The 15,274-nt window shown below is 64.7% G+C and carries 14 protein-coding genes and 1 pseudogene; 4 read left to right on the forward strand and 11 right to left on the reverse strand.

Annotation, left to right across the window (positions count from 1 at the left end; genetic code table 11):
- From VE092_RS08080 to VE092_RS08125, 10 genes and pseudogenes are all read right to left on the reverse strand, one after another.
- Positions 1-114: pseudogene (locus tag VE092_RS08080) on the reverse strand (integrase core domain-containing protein); the annotation flags it as partial.
- 82 nt (positions 115-196) lie between these two features.
- Positions 197-1,105 carry a hydroxymethylglutaryl-CoA lyase gene (locus tag VE092_RS08085; RefSeq protein WP_324875581.1) on the reverse strand — a complete coding sequence of 303 codons (909 nt, stop codon included), beginning with the start codon at positions 1,103-1,105 and terminating at the stop codon, positions 197-199.
- Positions 1,106-1,166: 61 nt separating this feature from the next.
- The gene (locus tag VE092_RS08090) at positions 1,167-1,676 is read right to left on the reverse strand and encodes a YbaK/EbsC family protein (protein ID WP_324875582.1); all 510 of its coding nucleotides are present in this window, start codon (positions 1,674-1,676) and stop codon (positions 1,167-1,169) included.
- 92 nt (positions 1,677-1,768) lie between these two features.
- Complete coding sequence (locus VE092_RS08095; protein WP_324875584.1) at positions 1,769-2,698, reverse strand: MBL fold metallo-hydrolase; 930 nt, start codon at positions 2,696-2,698, stop codon at positions 1,769-1,771.
- A 19-nt stretch (positions 2,699-2,717) separates the two neighbouring features.
- Positions 2,718-4,733: an acetyl/propionyl/methylcrotonyl-CoA carboxylase subunit alpha gene (locus VE092_RS08100; RefSeq protein ID WP_324875586.1), complete on the reverse strand. Its 2,016-nt coding sequence runs from the start codon at positions 4,731-4,733 to the stop codon at positions 2,718-2,720.
- Positions 4,734-4,755: 22 nt separating this feature from the next.
- On the reverse strand, positions 4,756-6,390 hold the full coding sequence (locus VE092_RS08105) for a carboxyl transferase domain-containing protein (protein ID WP_102664160.1): 1,635 nt from the start codon (positions 6,388-6,390) through the stop codon (positions 4,756-4,758).
- 58 nt (positions 6,391-6,448) lie between these two features.
- On the reverse strand, positions 6,449-6,865 hold the full coding sequence (locus tag VE092_RS08110) for a YchJ family protein (protein ID WP_324875589.1): 417 nt from the start codon (positions 6,863-6,865) through the stop codon (positions 6,449-6,451).
- The gene (locus VE092_RS08115) at positions 6,865-7,467 is read right to left on the reverse strand and encodes a 2-hydroxychromene-2-carboxylate isomerase (protein ID WP_324875591.1); all 603 of its coding nucleotides are present in this window, start codon (positions 7,465-7,467) and stop codon (positions 6,865-6,867) included. The genes VE092_RS08110 and VE092_RS08115 overlap by 1 nt, the downstream gene beginning before the upstream one ends.
- A gap of 35 nt (positions 7,468-7,502) precedes the next feature.
- The gene (locus VE092_RS08120; RefSeq protein WP_324875593.1) at positions 7,503-8,687 is read right to left on the reverse strand and encodes an isovaleryl-CoA dehydrogenase; all 1,185 of its coding nucleotides are present in this window, start codon (positions 8,685-8,687) and stop codon (positions 7,503-7,505) included.
- Positions 8,688-8,775: 88 nt separating this feature from the next.
- Positions 8,776-9,204, reverse strand: coding sequence for a MerR family transcriptional regulator (locus tag VE092_RS08125; protein WP_077234820.1), 429 nt, complete (start codon positions 9,202-9,204; stop codon positions 8,776-8,778).
- A gap of 194 nt (positions 9,205-9,398) precedes the next feature.
- On the opposite strand from VE092_RS08125, the gene VE092_RS08130 reads away from it, so the two are divergent.
- Positions 9,399-10,463 carry an MBL fold metallo-hydrolase gene (locus VE092_RS08130; RefSeq protein WP_324875597.1) on the forward strand — a complete coding sequence of 355 codons (1,065 nt, stop codon included), beginning with the start codon at positions 9,399-9,401 and terminating at the stop codon, positions 10,461-10,463.
- A gap of 102 nt (positions 10,464-10,565) precedes the next feature.
- Here the strand turns inward: VE092_RS08130 and def are convergent, their stop codons facing one another.
- Positions 10,566-11,084 (reverse strand): peptide deformylase, encoded by a 519-nt coding sequence (gene def / locus VE092_RS08135; RefSeq protein ID WP_324875599.1) that lies wholly within the window; start codon positions 11,082-11,084, stop codon positions 10,566-10,568.
- 287 nt (positions 11,085-11,371) lie between these two features.
- Between def and dprA the strand changes: the two genes are divergently transcribed.
- The 3 genes from dprA to VE092_RS08150 all read left to right on the forward strand — a co-directional run.
- Positions 11,372-12,526 (forward strand): DNA-processing protein DprA, encoded by a 1,155-nt coding sequence (gene dprA, locus VE092_RS08140; RefSeq protein WP_324875601.1) that lies wholly within the window; start codon positions 11,372-11,374, stop codon positions 12,524-12,526.
- An 87-nt stretch (positions 12,527-12,613) separates the two neighbouring features.
- Positions 12,614-13,090, forward strand: a complete 477-nt coding sequence (locus VE092_RS08145) for a DUF494 family protein (RefSeq protein ID WP_017450117.1) — start codon at positions 12,614-12,616, stop codon at positions 13,088-13,090.
- Between the two features lie 319 nt (positions 13,091-13,409).
- A partial coding sequence (locus VE092_RS08150; RefSeq protein ID WP_324875605.1) for a DNA topoisomerase III occupies positions 13,410-15,274 on the forward strand: 1,865 nt, incomplete at its 3' end.

Raw genomic sequence — 15,274 nt, forward strand, 5'->3', positions numbered from 1 at the left:
CGCTTCTGCCCGGCTGCGGAACCACTCCCGGTTAAGCAGTTCGTCACGCAGCTTGCCATTGAAGCTTTCCACGAATCCGTTCTGCCATGGACTGCCTGGCGCGATGAAGGCCGGACCAACGGAGGCATCCCGCAGCCAGCGGATAAGCCGAGCCACCAAGCCCCCCAGCTTCCGCCAGCATCAATACCCTCCCGCCTCACCCCGCCCGCTTCGCCGCAATCGCATTGCCCGCGCGGCTGACCGACTTGCGTCCCAGGTGTTGCGAGATGAACTGTCCCGCATCGACCGCCGCATCCAGGTCCACCCCCGTCTCTATCCCCAGCCCGTTCATCATGTACAGCACATCCTCGGTGGCGACATTGCCGGTTGCGCCCTTGGCATAAGGGCAGCCGCCCAGGCCGGCCACGGAGGCGTGGTAGATGCTGATGCCGACCTGCAGGCTGGCGTAGATGTTGGCCAGCGCCTGTCCGTAGGTATCGTGGAAGTGGCCGGAGAGTCCTTCGATGTGGAACTCGCGGATCGCCGTTTCCATCACCGGGCGCACCTTGTCCGGCGTGGCCACGCCGATGGTGTCGGCAATGTCGATCTCGTCACAGCCCAGTTCGCGGAAGCGCCGGACGACATCGGCCACCGCCTCCAGCGGGACCTCGCCCTGGTACGGGCAGCCGAAGGCGCAACTGACCGCCGCACGCAGGCGCTTGCGGTGGGCCTTGGCGGCCTTGGCGACTTCGGCGAAACGGTCGATGGATTCGGCGATGGAGCAGTTGATGTTCTTCTGCGAAAACGCTTCCGAGGCCGCGCCAAAGATCACCACCTCATCCACGCCCGCTTCCAGCGCCGCCTCGAAGCCCTTCATGTTGGGCACCAGCGCCGAATAAATCACGCCCGGCTTGCGCGTGATGCCATGCATGACCTCGGTCGAGGTCGCCATCTGCGGTACCCATTTGGGTGAGACGAAGGAGGCCGCTTCCACATTCGGGAAACCCGCCGCCGTGAGACGGTCGACCAGTTCGATCTTGATCGCGGCGGAAATGGTTTCCTTCTCGTTCTGCAGGCCGTCGCGGGGTCCGACTTCGACGATCTTCACTTTCTTGGGCAGGTTCATCTGGCTTGTCTCCGTTGGCTGTGTTCTTGGGAATTCTTGTTCTGGTCTGGTTCAGTTGGGATCAGGTTGCGGTCGGCGCGGCATCCAGTCGCACGTCGCTGACGGCGCCGCCGGTCATTTCCTGCAGTTGGGCGGCGGTCAGGTTGAAGACGGCATGCGGGTGGCCGGCGGCGGCCCAGACGCTGTCGTAGTTGAACAGGTCGCGGTCGATCAGCATCACCGGCTTGACGACGTGGCCGACCGGGCAGACGCCACCGATGGCGTAGCCGGTGTTGTCGCGCACGAAGCGGGCATCGGCCTTGCCCAGTGGGCCGACCAGTGCGGTCACCTTGGCTTCGTCGACGCGGTTGGCGCCGCTGGCGATGACCAGCACCGGTGCATCGTCGGCCACACGGCGGAAGATGATGGACTTGGCGATCTCGGCCACGCTGCAACCAACGGCGGCGGCGGCTTCAGCCGAGGTGCGGCCGGTCGAGGGCAGCATCACGACCGGTTTGTCATGCCCCATGCCGGCCAGCAGGTCGGCGACGCGTTGGGCGGAGGAGGGCAGGGGTGCGGCGGTGTCGTTCATGAGTTGGATCGGATCAAACGCGGTAGGTAGATGGAGCGAGAAATGATAACAGCATGGCCGCCACGCTTCAGGCCACCTCGCCGGGACCGGGCTTACCGGTCCAGCAGGAACACGCCGTCGCTGTGCGCCGCGCCGGCCCTTTCCAGTTGCGCCACGCACCAGCGGGACAGGGCGACGTCGTCCATCTGCAGGAAGCGTTCATTGGTGATGCGCAGCAAGGGGATGTCGCGCATCATCGCCGGCAACTGCTCCAGCGGGATGCGGCCACGTTCCAGCAGCAGGAACTTGAGCAATACCTTGATGCCGTTATGGGCGTTGCGCAATGGATCGGCCTGCAGGTAGTCCAGCCGCGAGAAGGCCTTGTCCAGGGCGTCGTCGATGTCCTGGAAGGGCGCGCCATGGCCGGGGATGACGGTACGCACGTCAAGCGTGCGGATCAGCTCCAGCGTGGCGCGCGCTTCCTCGAATCCGGATTCGCCATCCAGCTCGGGAAAGATGATGCCGAAGCCATTGCGCCACAAGGCATCGGCCGAGATCAGAACGCCTTCCTGCGCGCAGTAGAACAGCAGCGCATGTGGATCATGTCCGGGGGCGGCCAGCGCCTGCCAGTCCAGGTCGCCCATGCGTAACACGTCGCCACTGGCGATGGTCTGCGACGCCGTGAAACGCGGGCAGCGCTGTCCGGTGGCGCGGTAGCTGAGGGCGTCCTCGTCCCAGTGGCACACCTTGTCCGCCTCGGCGGCGGGGATGGCGATGCGGCAGCCATGGACTTGCTGCAGGGCGGCATTGCCACCGCAGTGGTCGGAGTGCAGATGGGTGTTGACCAGCAGGTCCAGCCCGTCCCGACCGCGCTGGGCCAGCACGTGCCGTACCAGCGTCAGGGTCTGTTCGGCATGGCTGACGTAGCCGCTGTCGATCATCGCCACTTCGTCGCGGCCAAACAGCAGCACGTTGTTGGAGGACAGCCAGCCCCGCTCCAGCACATGGATGGAGGAGGCCACGCGCAGTGCGGGGGCATTCATGGCAAGCTATCCGGCGCGCTCAGGCGGCCTTGAATTCCAGCAACTGCGCGCCCTCGGCCACCTGGTCGCCAACCGCATAGAGCAGGTCCTCGACCACACCGGCGGCGGGCGCGGCGATGGTGTGCTCCATCTTCATGGCTTCCATGATGAGCAGGGGCGCACCCTGGGCCACGCTGGCGCCCTTCTGCACCAGCAGGGCGACGATCTTGCCGGGCATGGGGGCGGTCAGGCGGCCGCCCTCGGCTTCGCTGTGGCCGGCGTGGGCCATGGGGTCGAGATGGCGCAGGCTGCGCTGTCCCTGGCCATCGAAGATGTGCAGCCATTCGCCTTCACGCTGGACCTCGGCGCGCAGCGTGCGGCCATCCAGCGAGACCAGTACACCGTCCTGGTCGCTGGGGTCGAAGGCCAGCGTATGCGTGCTGCCGTCGGCAAGCAGCGTCCAGTGCCGGCCGTCGCCGGCGTAGTCCAGTTGTACCGTCGTCGGTCCCGCTTCGTCCTCGAAGTCCAGGCTGCGCAGCAGGCGGGTGTTGAGTCGCCAGCCGCTGGTGTGCGCCCAGGGGTCGGTGTCGCTGTTCGCGTGGTGCTCCTGCTGCAGGATGGCGGCGGTGGCCAGCGCCAGGGTGTCGATACCGGGCCGCACGGGTGCCGGGAACAGGCTGTCGCGATGACGTTCGATCAGGCCGGTATCGAGGTCGGCAGTGGCGAAGGCCTGACCGGCAATCAGGCGCTGCAGGAAGCCGATATTGGTGGCCAGCCCCACCACCTGGTACTGCGCCAGCGCGCGCGCCATGTTGCGCAGGGCGGCGCCGCGGTCCGCGCCCCAGACGATGAGCTTGGCGATCATGGGGTCGTAGAAGGGGGAGATGGCATCGCCCTCGCGCACGCCGGAATCGATGCGTACCGGCGCCGGCTGCCCGGCACCGCTCTCGCCCAGGCGGAATTCCACCGCCGCGGCGCTGCGCATGCGGGTGAGGGTGCCGATGGAGGGTAGGAAGCCCTTCTCGGGGTTCTCGGCATAGATGCGGGCTTCGATGGCGTGGCCGTTGATGCGCAGTGCCTCCTGCTTCAGCGGTAGCGCCTCGCCTGCGGCTACGCGCAGTTGCCATTCCACCAGATCGAGGCCAGTGATCATTTCGGTGACGGGATGCTCCACCTGCAGGCGGGTATTCATTTCCATGAAGTAAAAGCTGCCATCCTGGTTGGCGATGAACTCCACCGTGCCGGCGCCGACATAGCCGACGGCGCGCGCGGCGGCCACTGCCGCTTCGCCCATGGCAGCGCGGCGGCCGCAACTCATGCCGGGGGCCGGGGCTTCTTCCAGGACCTTCTGGTGACGGCGCTGCACGGAGCAGTCGCGTTCGAACAGATAGACGCAGTTCCCCTGGCCGTCGGCGAAGACCTGGATTTCGATGTGGCGTGGCCGGGTCAGGTATTTTTCGACCAGCACGCGGTCGTCGCCGAAGCTGGAGATCGCCTCGCGCTTGCAGGAGGCCAGCGCGGCCTCGAAGTCTTCCGAACGCTCGACCACGCGCATGCCCTTGCCACCGCCCCCGGCGCTGGCCTTGAGCAGCACCGGGTAGCCGATGCGGTCGGCCTCGCCGCGCAGGAAATCGCTCTCCTGGCGCTCGCCGTGGTAGCCCGGTACCAGTGGCACGGCAGCCGTTTCCATCAGCGCCTTGGCGGCCGATTTGGAGCCCATGGCGCGGATCGCCGAGGCCGGTGGGCCGATGAAGACCAGCCCGGCGTCGGCGCAGGCCTGGGCGAACTCGGCGTTCTCGGACAGGAAACCGTAGCCCGGATGGATCGCCTGGGCGCCGGTGGCCAGGGCGGCGGCGATGATCTTGTCGCCGCAGAGATAGCTTTCCTTGGCCGGCGCCGGTCCCAGGCGCACGCTCTGGTCGCAGGCCTGGACGTGCTTGGCGCGGGCGTCGGCGTCGGAATAGACGGCCACCGTGGCGATGCCCAGGCGACGGGCGGTAGCGGCCACGCGGCAGGCGATTTCGCCGCGATTGGCGATCAGGATCTTGTTGAACATGGTGTCTCCTCGGTGGCGTGGCTCAGATGCGGAAGACGCCGAATCGGGTCTCTTCGATGGGGGCGTTGAGCGCCGCCGACAGGCCCAGCGCCAGCACCTGGCGGGTATCGGCGGGGTCGATCACGCCGTCGTCCCACAGTCGCGCCGAGGCGTAGTAGGGATGGCCCTGGCTTTCGTACTGGGCGCGGATGGGTTCCTTGAAGGCGGCTTCTTCCTCGGCGCTCCAGCTGCCGCCGCGGGCTTCGATGCCATCGCGCTTGACGGTGGCCAGCACACTGGCGGCCTGTTCACCGCCCATCACCGAGATGCGTGCATTGGGCCACATCCACAGGAAGCGCGGCGAGAAGGCGCGGCCGCACATGCCGTAGTTGCCCGCGCCGAAACTGCCACCGATGATGACGGTCAGCTTGGGGACCTTGGCGGTGGAAACGGCGGTGACCATTTTTGCACCGTGGCGGGCGATACCCTCGTTCTCGTACTTCTTGCCGACCATGAAGCCGGTGATGTTCTGCAGGAAGATCAGCGGGATCTTGCGCTGGCAGCACAGTTCGATGAAGTGGGTGCCCTTTTCGGCGGCCTCCGAGAAGAGGATGCCGTTGTTGGCGATGATGCCCACCGGCATGCCATGCAGGTGCGCGAATCCGCATACCAGGGTGGTGCCGTAGCGGGCCTTGAATTCATCGAACGCGCTGGCATCGACGATGCGGGCGATGACCTCGCGCACGTCGAAGGGCTTGCGGGTATCGGTGGGGATGACGCCATACAGTTCCTGGGCCGGGTAGCGCGGTTCCACGCTCTCGCGCAGGGCCAGTTGCTGTGGCTTGCGGCGGTTGAGATGGCCGACGATGTTGCGGGCGATGGCCAGGGCATGGGTGTCGTCCTGGGCCAGGTGATCGGCCACGCCCGACAGGCGTGTATGGACGTCGCCGCCGCCCAGCTCCTCGGCGCTGACCACCTCGCCGGTGGCGGCCTTCACCAGCGGCGGGCCGGCCAGGAAGATCGTGGCCTGGTCCTTGACGATGATGGACTCGTCGCTCATGGCCGGGACATAGGCGCCGCCGGCAGTGCAGGAGCCCATCACCACGGCGATCTGGGCAATGCCCTTGGCCGACAGGTTGGCCTGGTTGAAGAAGATGCGGCCGAAGTGGTCGCGGTCCGGGAAGACCTCATCCTGGTTGGGCAGGTTGGCGCCGCCGCTGTCGACCAGATAGATGCAGGGCAGGTGATTGAATTCGGCGATCTCCTGCGCGCGCAGGTGCTTCTTGGCCGTCATCGGGTAATAGGTGCCGCCCTTGACGGTGGCGTCGTTGCAGACGATCACGCATTCCTGACCAGCCACGCGGCCGATGCCGGTGATGATGCCGGCCGAGGGCGCGGCATCCTTGAGATTGCCGTCGCGATCCTTCTCGCGGTACATGCCGTAGGCGGCCAGTTGCGACAATTCCAGGAAGGGCGTGCCGGGGTCCAGCAGCATCTGCACACGCTCGCGCGGCAGCAGCTTGCCGCGGGCCAGGTGTTTTTCGCGGGCGGCCTGGCCGCCCCCTTCGGCGATGGCCGCTACCTTCTGGCGCAGGTCGTCCACGATGCGCTGCATGGCTTCGCGGTTGTGCTGGAATTCCTCGCTGCGCGGGTTGAGCTTGCTTTCAATCTGCGGCATGGTGGTCTCTCGTCTCTCTGTTTCAGTTTCTTGTTGTGGTGCCGTGGTGCAGAAAACCTCAGCCTTCGGGGAAGCTGCCATCCACGTAGTACCAGCGCATCTGTCCCTCGCCATCGGGCTGGCGCACGAAGTTGCTGATCTCGTGCAGGCGGTGGGCCTTGCCGCCCACCTTGAAGCGCGCCACGAATTCGACCGTGGCGGCATCGCTGCCGGCAGCGTGCTGGTGCTTCTTGATGTCCAGGCCGATCCACTTGACGTCGGTCTCGCTGGTGAGCTCCTCTTCCGGCAGTGTCTCGGGGAACCAGGTGGCGCGCAGGTAGGTTTCGTCGCGCAGGGCATAGGCGCTATAGCGCGAGCGCATCAGCAGTTCGGCCGTGGCGGGTATCTGGCCGCCGGTGATGAAGCGGCCACAGCACTTGTCGAAGCTGGGCTGGCCGCAGGGGCAGGGGCCAGCCTTGTCTTTCTTGTTGCTCATCAGATCTTTCCGTTTTTCAGCAGGGCTTCCAGTTGGGCGAAGCGGTCGAAGCCCCAGAATTGCTCGCCATCGGCGATCACGAAGGGGGAGCCGAACACACCGGCCTTGCCGGCCGCCTCGGTGGCCTGGCGCAGTTGGTCCTTCAGTTCAGGCGAGCCCAGCGCGGACTCCAGCGCCGTGCGATCGATGCCCAGGTCGGCGGCGATGCGCAGCACGTTATCGGTGACGCTGATGTCGATGTCCTCGGTGAAGTAGGCGCTGTAGAGGGTCTTGATCAGCTCGACCGCCTTGGCCGGCTGCGTCTGCTGCACCCACAGCGTGGCGCGGGCGGCGACCTGGCTGCCGATGGGGAAGTTGCTGGGGGCCTTGTAGAAGATGTTGTGGAAGCGGGCGGTGCGCTCCATGTCATGGCGCGAATATTCGCCCTTGACCGGGATGTTGACCAGCGAATTGGTGCCCAGGGTCTTGAAGATGGGACCCAGCAGGATCGGGTGCCAGATGACGGCGCGGCCGTAACGCGCGGCCAGCTTGTCGATCTCGACGGCACCGAAGTAGCCGTAGGGGGAGCTGAAGTCGAAGTAGAAGTCGATGGGTGTGCTCATGATGTTCCGTGCGGTTGAAGAGGGGGAGCCGGCAATTACAGCGTGTCGGCAAAAAGTTCGCGGCCGATCAGCATGCGCCGGATTTCGCTGGTGCCGGCGCCGATCTCGTAGAGCTTGGCGTCGCGCCACAGGCGGCCGACCGGATATTCGTTGATGTAGCCATTGCCGCCCAGCGACTGGATCGCTTCGCCCGCCATCCAGGTGGCCTTCTCGGCGCTGTAGAGGATGGCACCGGCGGCGTCCTTGCGCAGTGCGCGCACCTTGTCGGCACTGTCGGCGCGGTCGCAGGCCTGGCCCACGGCATAGACATAGGCCTTGCAGGCCATCATGGTGGAATACATGTCGGCCAGCTTGCCCTGCATCAGCTGGAATTCGCCGATGGCCTGGCCGAACTGCTTGCGGTCGTGGACATACGGAACCACCACGTCCATGCAGGCCTGCATGATGCCCAGCGGACCGCCCGAGAGCACGCTGCGCTCGAAGTCCAGGCCCGACATCAGGACGTTGACGCCACGGCCGATGCCGCCCAGGATGTTTTCTTCCGGCACCTCGCAATCCTGGAACACCAGCTCGCCCGTGTGCGAGCCGCGCATGCCCAGCTTGTCCAGCTTCTGCGCCACCGAGAATCCCTTGTAGCCTTTTTCGACCAGGAAGGCGGTCATGCCACGGGCACCGGCATCCAGATCGGTCTTGGCATAGACCACCAGCACGTCGGCATCGGGGCCGTTGGTGATCCACATCTTGCTGCCGTTGAGCACGTAGCGGTCGCCCTTCTTGTCGGCGCGCAGTTTCATGCTCACCACGTCGGAACCGGCATTGGGTTCGGACATGGCCAGGGCGCCGATGTAGTCACCGGAGATCAGTTTGGGCAGGTATTTGCGCTTCTGTTCTTCGTTGCCGTTGCGCTTGATCTGGTTCACGCACAGGTTGGAGTGCGCGCCATAGGACAGGCCCACCGAGGCCGAGGCCCGCGAGATTTCTTCCATGGCGATGATGTGGGCCAGGTAACCCAGGCCGGCGCCGCCGTATTCCTCCGAGACGGTAATGCCCAGCACGCCGAGCTCGCCCAGCTTCTTCCACAGCTCCATGGGGAACTGGTCGCTGCGGTCGATCTCGGCCGCGCGCGGCGCGATCTCGCTGTGCGCGAAGGCGGCCACTGCTTCACGCAGGGCGGCGATGTCTTCTCCGTGGTCGAAACTCAGGCCGGGCAGGTGGATCATGGTGTCTCCTCGTTGGGTAATTTTTCTGGTGTTCCGGATGGGGCGTTCCGGTTGACGTTAACGGCAGATGAAGCCGGTTTGCCGCGGCTCAGGCGGCCACGGCCTTGCGTCTGGTCCTGGTGCTACTGCTCCTTGATTTACCCTCGACCAGCAATTGCCGGCACTCTTCTTCGTGGGCGGCAATTTCGGAGAGGGTCAGTTCCAGGTCTTCGCGCTGTTGCTCCAGCTTTTCGCGATGTTGCTGCAGCAGGCCCAGGAAACGCTGCAATTGCGGCTGCGTATCCTTGGGCGATTCGTACATGTCGATCAGGTCCTTGATCTCGGAAAGCGTGAAGCCGAGCCGCTTGCCGCGCAGCGTGAGCTTCAGGCGCGTGCGTTCGCGCGCCGGGTAGACCCGATGCCGCCCACCCACGCCTTCGCGCTTGGGATTGAGGATGCCGTGGTCTTCGTAGAACCGGATCGCACGCGGCGTGATCGCGAATTCTTCTGCCAGTTCGGTGATGGTATAGGTGGGCATAAAGACGTGGACGCTGATGGACTGGGGGTTCGAAGGAGCCGGATCGGCCTGGTCTGGCACTTTACGTTAACGTAAAGTATATTGTGCCCTGTCGTCCAGCGGAAATTGCAGCTTGCGCTAGACTGGCGTTCTTTCGTTGTCGCTGGAGCAATGTCCGGCGTCGTTCCTGTCCACGTTCCCGGCCCGGCTCATTGATGAATGCACTTGAATCCCAGCTCGACTACGTCTTCGGCGATACCCTTCCCGACATCGGCCGCACCATGCAGGTCGCGCCCGGTGTGCGCTGGCTGCGCATGGGGCTGCCCTTTGCGCTGAACCACATCAATCTCTGGTTGCTGGAAGACGAGGTGGACACGCCGCACGGCCGGCAGCGTGGCTGGACCGTGGTCGATTGCGGCATCGCCACCGACGAGACGCGCCAGGCCTGGGAAACCATCTTCGCCGAGGAACTCGATGGCCTGCCCATCGTGCGCGTACTGGTCACGCATTGCCATCCCGATCACGTGGGCCTGGCCGACTGGCTGTGCCAGCGCTGGCAGGTGCCGCTGTGGATGAGCACCGGCGATTACGCCTTTGCGCGTGTGATGTCGGCGGCCCTGCCGGGTGCCGAGGGGACGGCGGCGACGCCGCATTTCCAGCGCCACGGGCTGGCCGATCCGGAAACAGTCGCCCTGCTGCAGGGGCGCAATAACTATTATCAGGACCTGGTGCCGGCGGTGCCGCATGCCTATCACCGGATGCAGGATGGCCAGGCGGTGCGCATCGACGGGCGTGACTGGGAGGTCATCACCGGGTTTGGTCATGCGCCGGAACATGTGTCCCTGTACTGCCGTGCGTTGAACGTGCTGATCTCGGGTGACATGGTCTTGCCGCGTATCTCCACCAATGTCTCGGTGTTTGCCATCGAGCCGGAGAGCAACCCGGTGCAGCAGTACCTGGATTCGCTGAAGAAGTACGCGCACCTGCCGGCCGATGCGCTGGTCCTGCCTTCGCATGGCAAGCCTTTCCGCGGCCTGCACACGCGCATCGAACAGTTGAACGATCACCACCGCCTGCGTCTGGCCGAGGTACTGGAAGCCTGCGCCTCGCCGCAGACGGGGGTGGATATCCTGCCGGTGATGTTCAAACGTCCGCTGGATACGCACCAGTTGTCCTTCGCCCTGGGCGAGGCGGTGGCGCATCTGCACAAGCTCTGGTACGACGGCGCCCTGAAGCGCGTGCTGGGCGAGGACGGGGTGTACCGTTTCGTGGCGGTCTGATCAGTGCCATGGCTTGATGCGCAGGGCGCATCAATGCAAAAACGCCGGCCGGGGTTGCCCCTGGCCGGCGTTTTGATTTTGTGCTGCAGATGAACAGCAGGCTTAGCCAGCCTTCTTCTTCATCTCGCGTTCTTCCTTCTGCAGCTTGGTCTTGATGCGGTTGCGCTTGAGCGGCGAGAGATATTCGACAAAGACCTTGCCCTTGAGGTGGTCCATCTCGTGCTGGATGCAGACTGCCAGCAGGTCGTCGGCATCGACCTCGAAGGCCTTGCCGTCGACATCGAAGGCGCGCACCTTCACGCGTGCCGGGCGTTCCACGCCATCGTAGATGCCGGGCACCGACAGGCAGCCTTCATCGTAGACGCGCTTTTCATCGCTGGCCCACAGGATTTCGGGATTGATGAAGACCTGCAGGTTCTTGCCCTCATCGGACACATCGATCACCACCACCTGTTCATGCACGTCGACCTGGGTCGCGGCCAGGCCCACGCCGGGGGCGGCATACATGGTCTCGGCCATGTCGGCCACCAGTTGCTTGATGCGCGCGTCGAAGACGGTCACGGGCTGGGCGATCTTGTGCAGGCGCGGATCGGGATAACGGAGGATGTTGAGCTGGGCCATACGTGGTTCTCGGCAATCTTGGAGTTCGGTCCCGGCGGACCTGGATAGTCCGGGACCTCGACATTTTGCGAGGCTCCGGGGGATTCGTTTCGGGAATTGTTATTTAAATGTGGCCGCAGCGCGACGCTTCAAGCGCGGCCGCAGCAGAATCGTGGTCCTGGCTGCCGGCGCCGGTGCGTTGCCCGGTGGCCACCGTGGTGTTCCCGATCATTTGAAAAGTGTATCACAGCCCGGCCGGCGGCCGCCCCAAGCCCGCGCGGAGCGGCGGTGAGCGCGGCATTGTCCCTATGCAAAACAATTTCCCTGAAGATGCGCGGCCGGTGGACGCTGGCAGCCTGGAATGGTGGTTGCGACTGGCCCTGACCGAAGGAGTCGGCCCGGCGGCGGCGCGCCGCTTGTTGGGTGCCTTCGGCCTGCCGGGTCATCTCTGGCAGGTGGGCCAGGCGGCCCTGTGCAGGGTGGTGCCGGCGCCCCAGGCGGCAGCCTTGCTGGCCGCGCCCTCGGCCCGTCAGCGCCAGCGCATGGCCGCCACGCTGGACTGGCTGCAATCACCGGGCCGGACCATCCTCACCCTGGCCGATGCCGCCTATCCGGCCAGCCTGCTCAACATTGCCGATCCGCCGCTGCTGCTGTACGCGCGCGGCAATGCGGCCCTGCTCTCGGCACCGGCTCTGGCGGTGGTCGGCAGCCGCCATGCCACGGTCCAAGGGCGCGAGCATGCGGGGCGTTTTGCCGCCGAGCTTAGCCAGGCCGGCCTCACCATCGTCTCCGGCCTCGCGCTGGGCATCGATACGGCCGCGCATGAGGGCGGTCTGCGGGGGGCAGGATCGACGGTGGCGGTGATCGGGACCGGCTGCGATATCGACTATCCGCCGCGCAATCGGGATCTGGCCGAACGCATCGCACAGGGCGGCTGCATCGTCAGCGAATATGCGCTGGGCACGCCACCGCTGTCGGCCAATTTCCCCAGACGCAACCGGGTGATTTCGGGGCTGGCGCAGGCAGTGCTGGTGGTGGAGGCGGCGGCCCGCTCCGGCTCGCTGATCACGGCACGCATGGCGGCCGAGCAGGGGCGCGATGTGTTCGCCATTCCCGGTTCCATCCACGCGCCGCTGGCCAAGGGCTGCCACCAGCTCATCCGGCAGGGCGCCAAGCTGGTGGAGACCACGCAGGATATCCTGGAAGAGTTGCCGATGCGGCAATCTGTGCCGTCCCTGGCGCAGGCCACACCGATGCTCGCCGGCACCGGCCGGCCACCGGCCGATGTTGATCCGGCAAGCCTGCAGGTCATACGTGCCATGGGCCATGACCCGGTCGATGTCGACACCCTGGCCGGGCGCTGCGGACTGGAAGCGGCGGCGCTGGCGGCGATCCTGCTCGGCCTGGAGTTGCAGGGCCTGGTGGAACTGTTACCAGGTGCACATTATCGTTGCCTGGCGTGAAGAAATTAATCCCCGCAGCGCCGCAAATCCTGCCATACTGGACTTGGCTGACTTGTACATTCATAACCTTCGCGATAGAGTACGAACATGTTTGATGTCCTCGTTTACCTGTACGAAACCTACTATCGCCCTGATGCCTGCCCCGAACCGGAGGCCTTGGTCAAGAAGCTGTCCGCGATCGGTTTCGAAGAAGATGAAATCTCCCAGGCACTCGGATGGCTGACCGATCTTGAGGTCGCCAATCACGAATTCGCCGACAACTATCCCCGCCAGACCGCCTTCTCCTTCGGTACCCGCATCTATGCGCGTCAAGAAAGTGATGTGCTGGGCGTGGAAGCCATCGGCTTCATCCAGTTCCTCGAATCGGCCAAGATGCTGGACCCGATCCAGCGCGAGATCGTCATCGAACGCGCACTGGCCGCTGGTGAAGCACCCATCACGCTGGAAAAGCTCAAGGTGATCGTGCTGATGGTGCTGTGGAGCCAGGGCAAGGAGCCGGACGGCCTGATGTTCGAGGAACTGTTCCTCGACGAGGACGATACCGAACCGCGCCTGCTGCACTGAGCCAGGGCTTGCTTCCTGGCTGACAGGCAGCTGACGACGCAGCAGCCATGTTGCTTCACCCATGCTCTGATATGCATGAAACTCCGAGACGGCAAGCCTTGTGCTTGCCGTTTCATTTGCATCACGCTTATCATTGCCCCGCATTGGCCTGATATTGGCTACTATATAAAAATTCCGTTGTCCACAGGCAATGAAGTGCCGGCAGATGTGCCGCCCTTGCCAGGATGACATGATTGTTTCGGGGGCACCCGGCCCCAACTAGGGCAGACCGGCCCCGCAGCAAGCAGCCACCGACCTCTCCACATCGAGACCCATACTTATGAGCAAGACCCTCATCATTGCCGAGAAGCCCTCTGTCGCGAACGACATCGCGAAGACGCTCGGCGGCTTCACCAAGCACGATGAGTATTTCGAATCCGACCAGTACATCCTGTCATCGGCCGTCGGCCACCTGCTGGAAATCGCCGTCCCCGAGGAATACGACGTCAAGCGCGGCAAGTGGAGCTTCACCCACCTGCCGATGATCCCGCCGCACTTTGCCCTGAACCCGATCGCCAAGACCGAGTCGCGCCTGAAGGTGCTCTCCAAGCTGATCAAGCGCAAGGACGTCACCACCCTCATCAACGCATGTGACGCGGGCCGCGAAGGAGAGCTGATCTTCCGCCTGATCGCGCAATACACCAAGGCCAAGCAGCCGGTGAAGCGCCTGTGGCTGCAGTCGATGACGCCGGGCGCCATCCGTGAGGGCTTTGCCCACCTGCGTGATGACGAGGAAATGCTGCCCTTGGCCAATGCGGCGCGTTGCCGCAGCGAGGCCGACTGGCTGATCGGCATCAACGGCACCCGCGCCATGACAGCCTTCAACTCCAAGGAAGGCGGCTTCTATCTCACCACCGTGGGCCGCGTGCAGACGCCGACCCTGTCGATCGTGGTCGAGCGGGAAGAGAAGATCAAGAAGTTCGTCCCCCGCGATTACTGGGAAGTGCACGCCGAGTTCGTCTGCGCCGCCGGCATCTACAAGGGCCGCTGGCTGGACAAGGGCCACAAGAAGGACGAGAACGACCCCGAGAAGCGCCCCGAGCGCCTGTGGAGCCGTGCCGCTGCCGATTCCATCGTGGCCGCCTGCCGCGACAAGCCGGGCAATGTCACCGAGGAATCCAAGCCGACCACGCAGATGTCGCCGGGCCTGTTCGACCTGACCAGCCTGCAGCGCGAAGCCAACTCGCGCTTCGGCTTCTCGGCCAAGAACACCCTGGGCCTAGCCCAGGCGCTGTATGAAAAGCACAAGGTGCTGACCTATCCGCGTACCGATTCGCGTCACCTGCCCGAGGACTACCTCAACACGGTCAAGGACACGCTGGAGGCGCTGGCGGAGAACAACAATTATCACCAGTTCTCCAAGCAGATCTTGAAGCAAGGTTGGGTCAAGCCCAACAAGCGCATCTTCGACAACACCAAGATCAGCGACCACTTCGCCATCATCCCGACCACCCAGGTGCCCAAGAACCTGTCAGAGCCGGAACAGAAGCTCTACGACCTGGTGACGCGCCGCTTCATGGCGGTGTTCTTCCCGCCAGCCGAGTTCCAGGTGACCACCCGCCTCACGGAAGTGTCGGGCCACCAGTTCAAGAGCGAAGGTAAAGTCATGATCAACCCCGGCTGGCTGGCCATCTACGGCAAGCAGGTCGAGGAAGACGACAAGGACAAGGAAGGCGGCGGCAACCTGGTGGCCGTGGCCCCGGGCGAGAAGGTCAAGACCGACAAGGTCACCGCCAACGGCCTGGTCACCAAGCCGCCTGCCCGCTACACCGAAGCCACGCTGCTGTCGGCCATGGAAGGCGCGGGCAAGCTGGTGGATTCGGATGAGCTGCGCGAAGCCATGGCCGGCAAGGGCCTGGGCACGCCGGCCACGCGCGCGGCCATCATCGAAGGCCTGCTGAACGAAAAGTACCTGCTGCGCGAAGGCCGCGAAATGATGCCCACCGCCAAGGCCTTCCAGCTGATGACGCTGCTGCATGGCCTGGGCGTGGACGAACTGACCGAACCCGAACTGACCGGCGAGTGGGAGCACAAGCTGGCCCAGATGGAGCGCGGCAAGATCAGCCGTGACGAGTTCATGCGCGAGATCGCGCAGATGACCCAGATCATCGTCAAGCGCGCCAAGGAATACGACAACGACACCAT

Source organism: Herbaspirillum sp., from assembly GCF_035644555.1.
Taxonomy (GTDB): domain Bacteria; phylum Pseudomonadota; class Gammaproteobacteria; order Burkholderiales; family Burkholderiaceae_D; genus Herbaspirillum.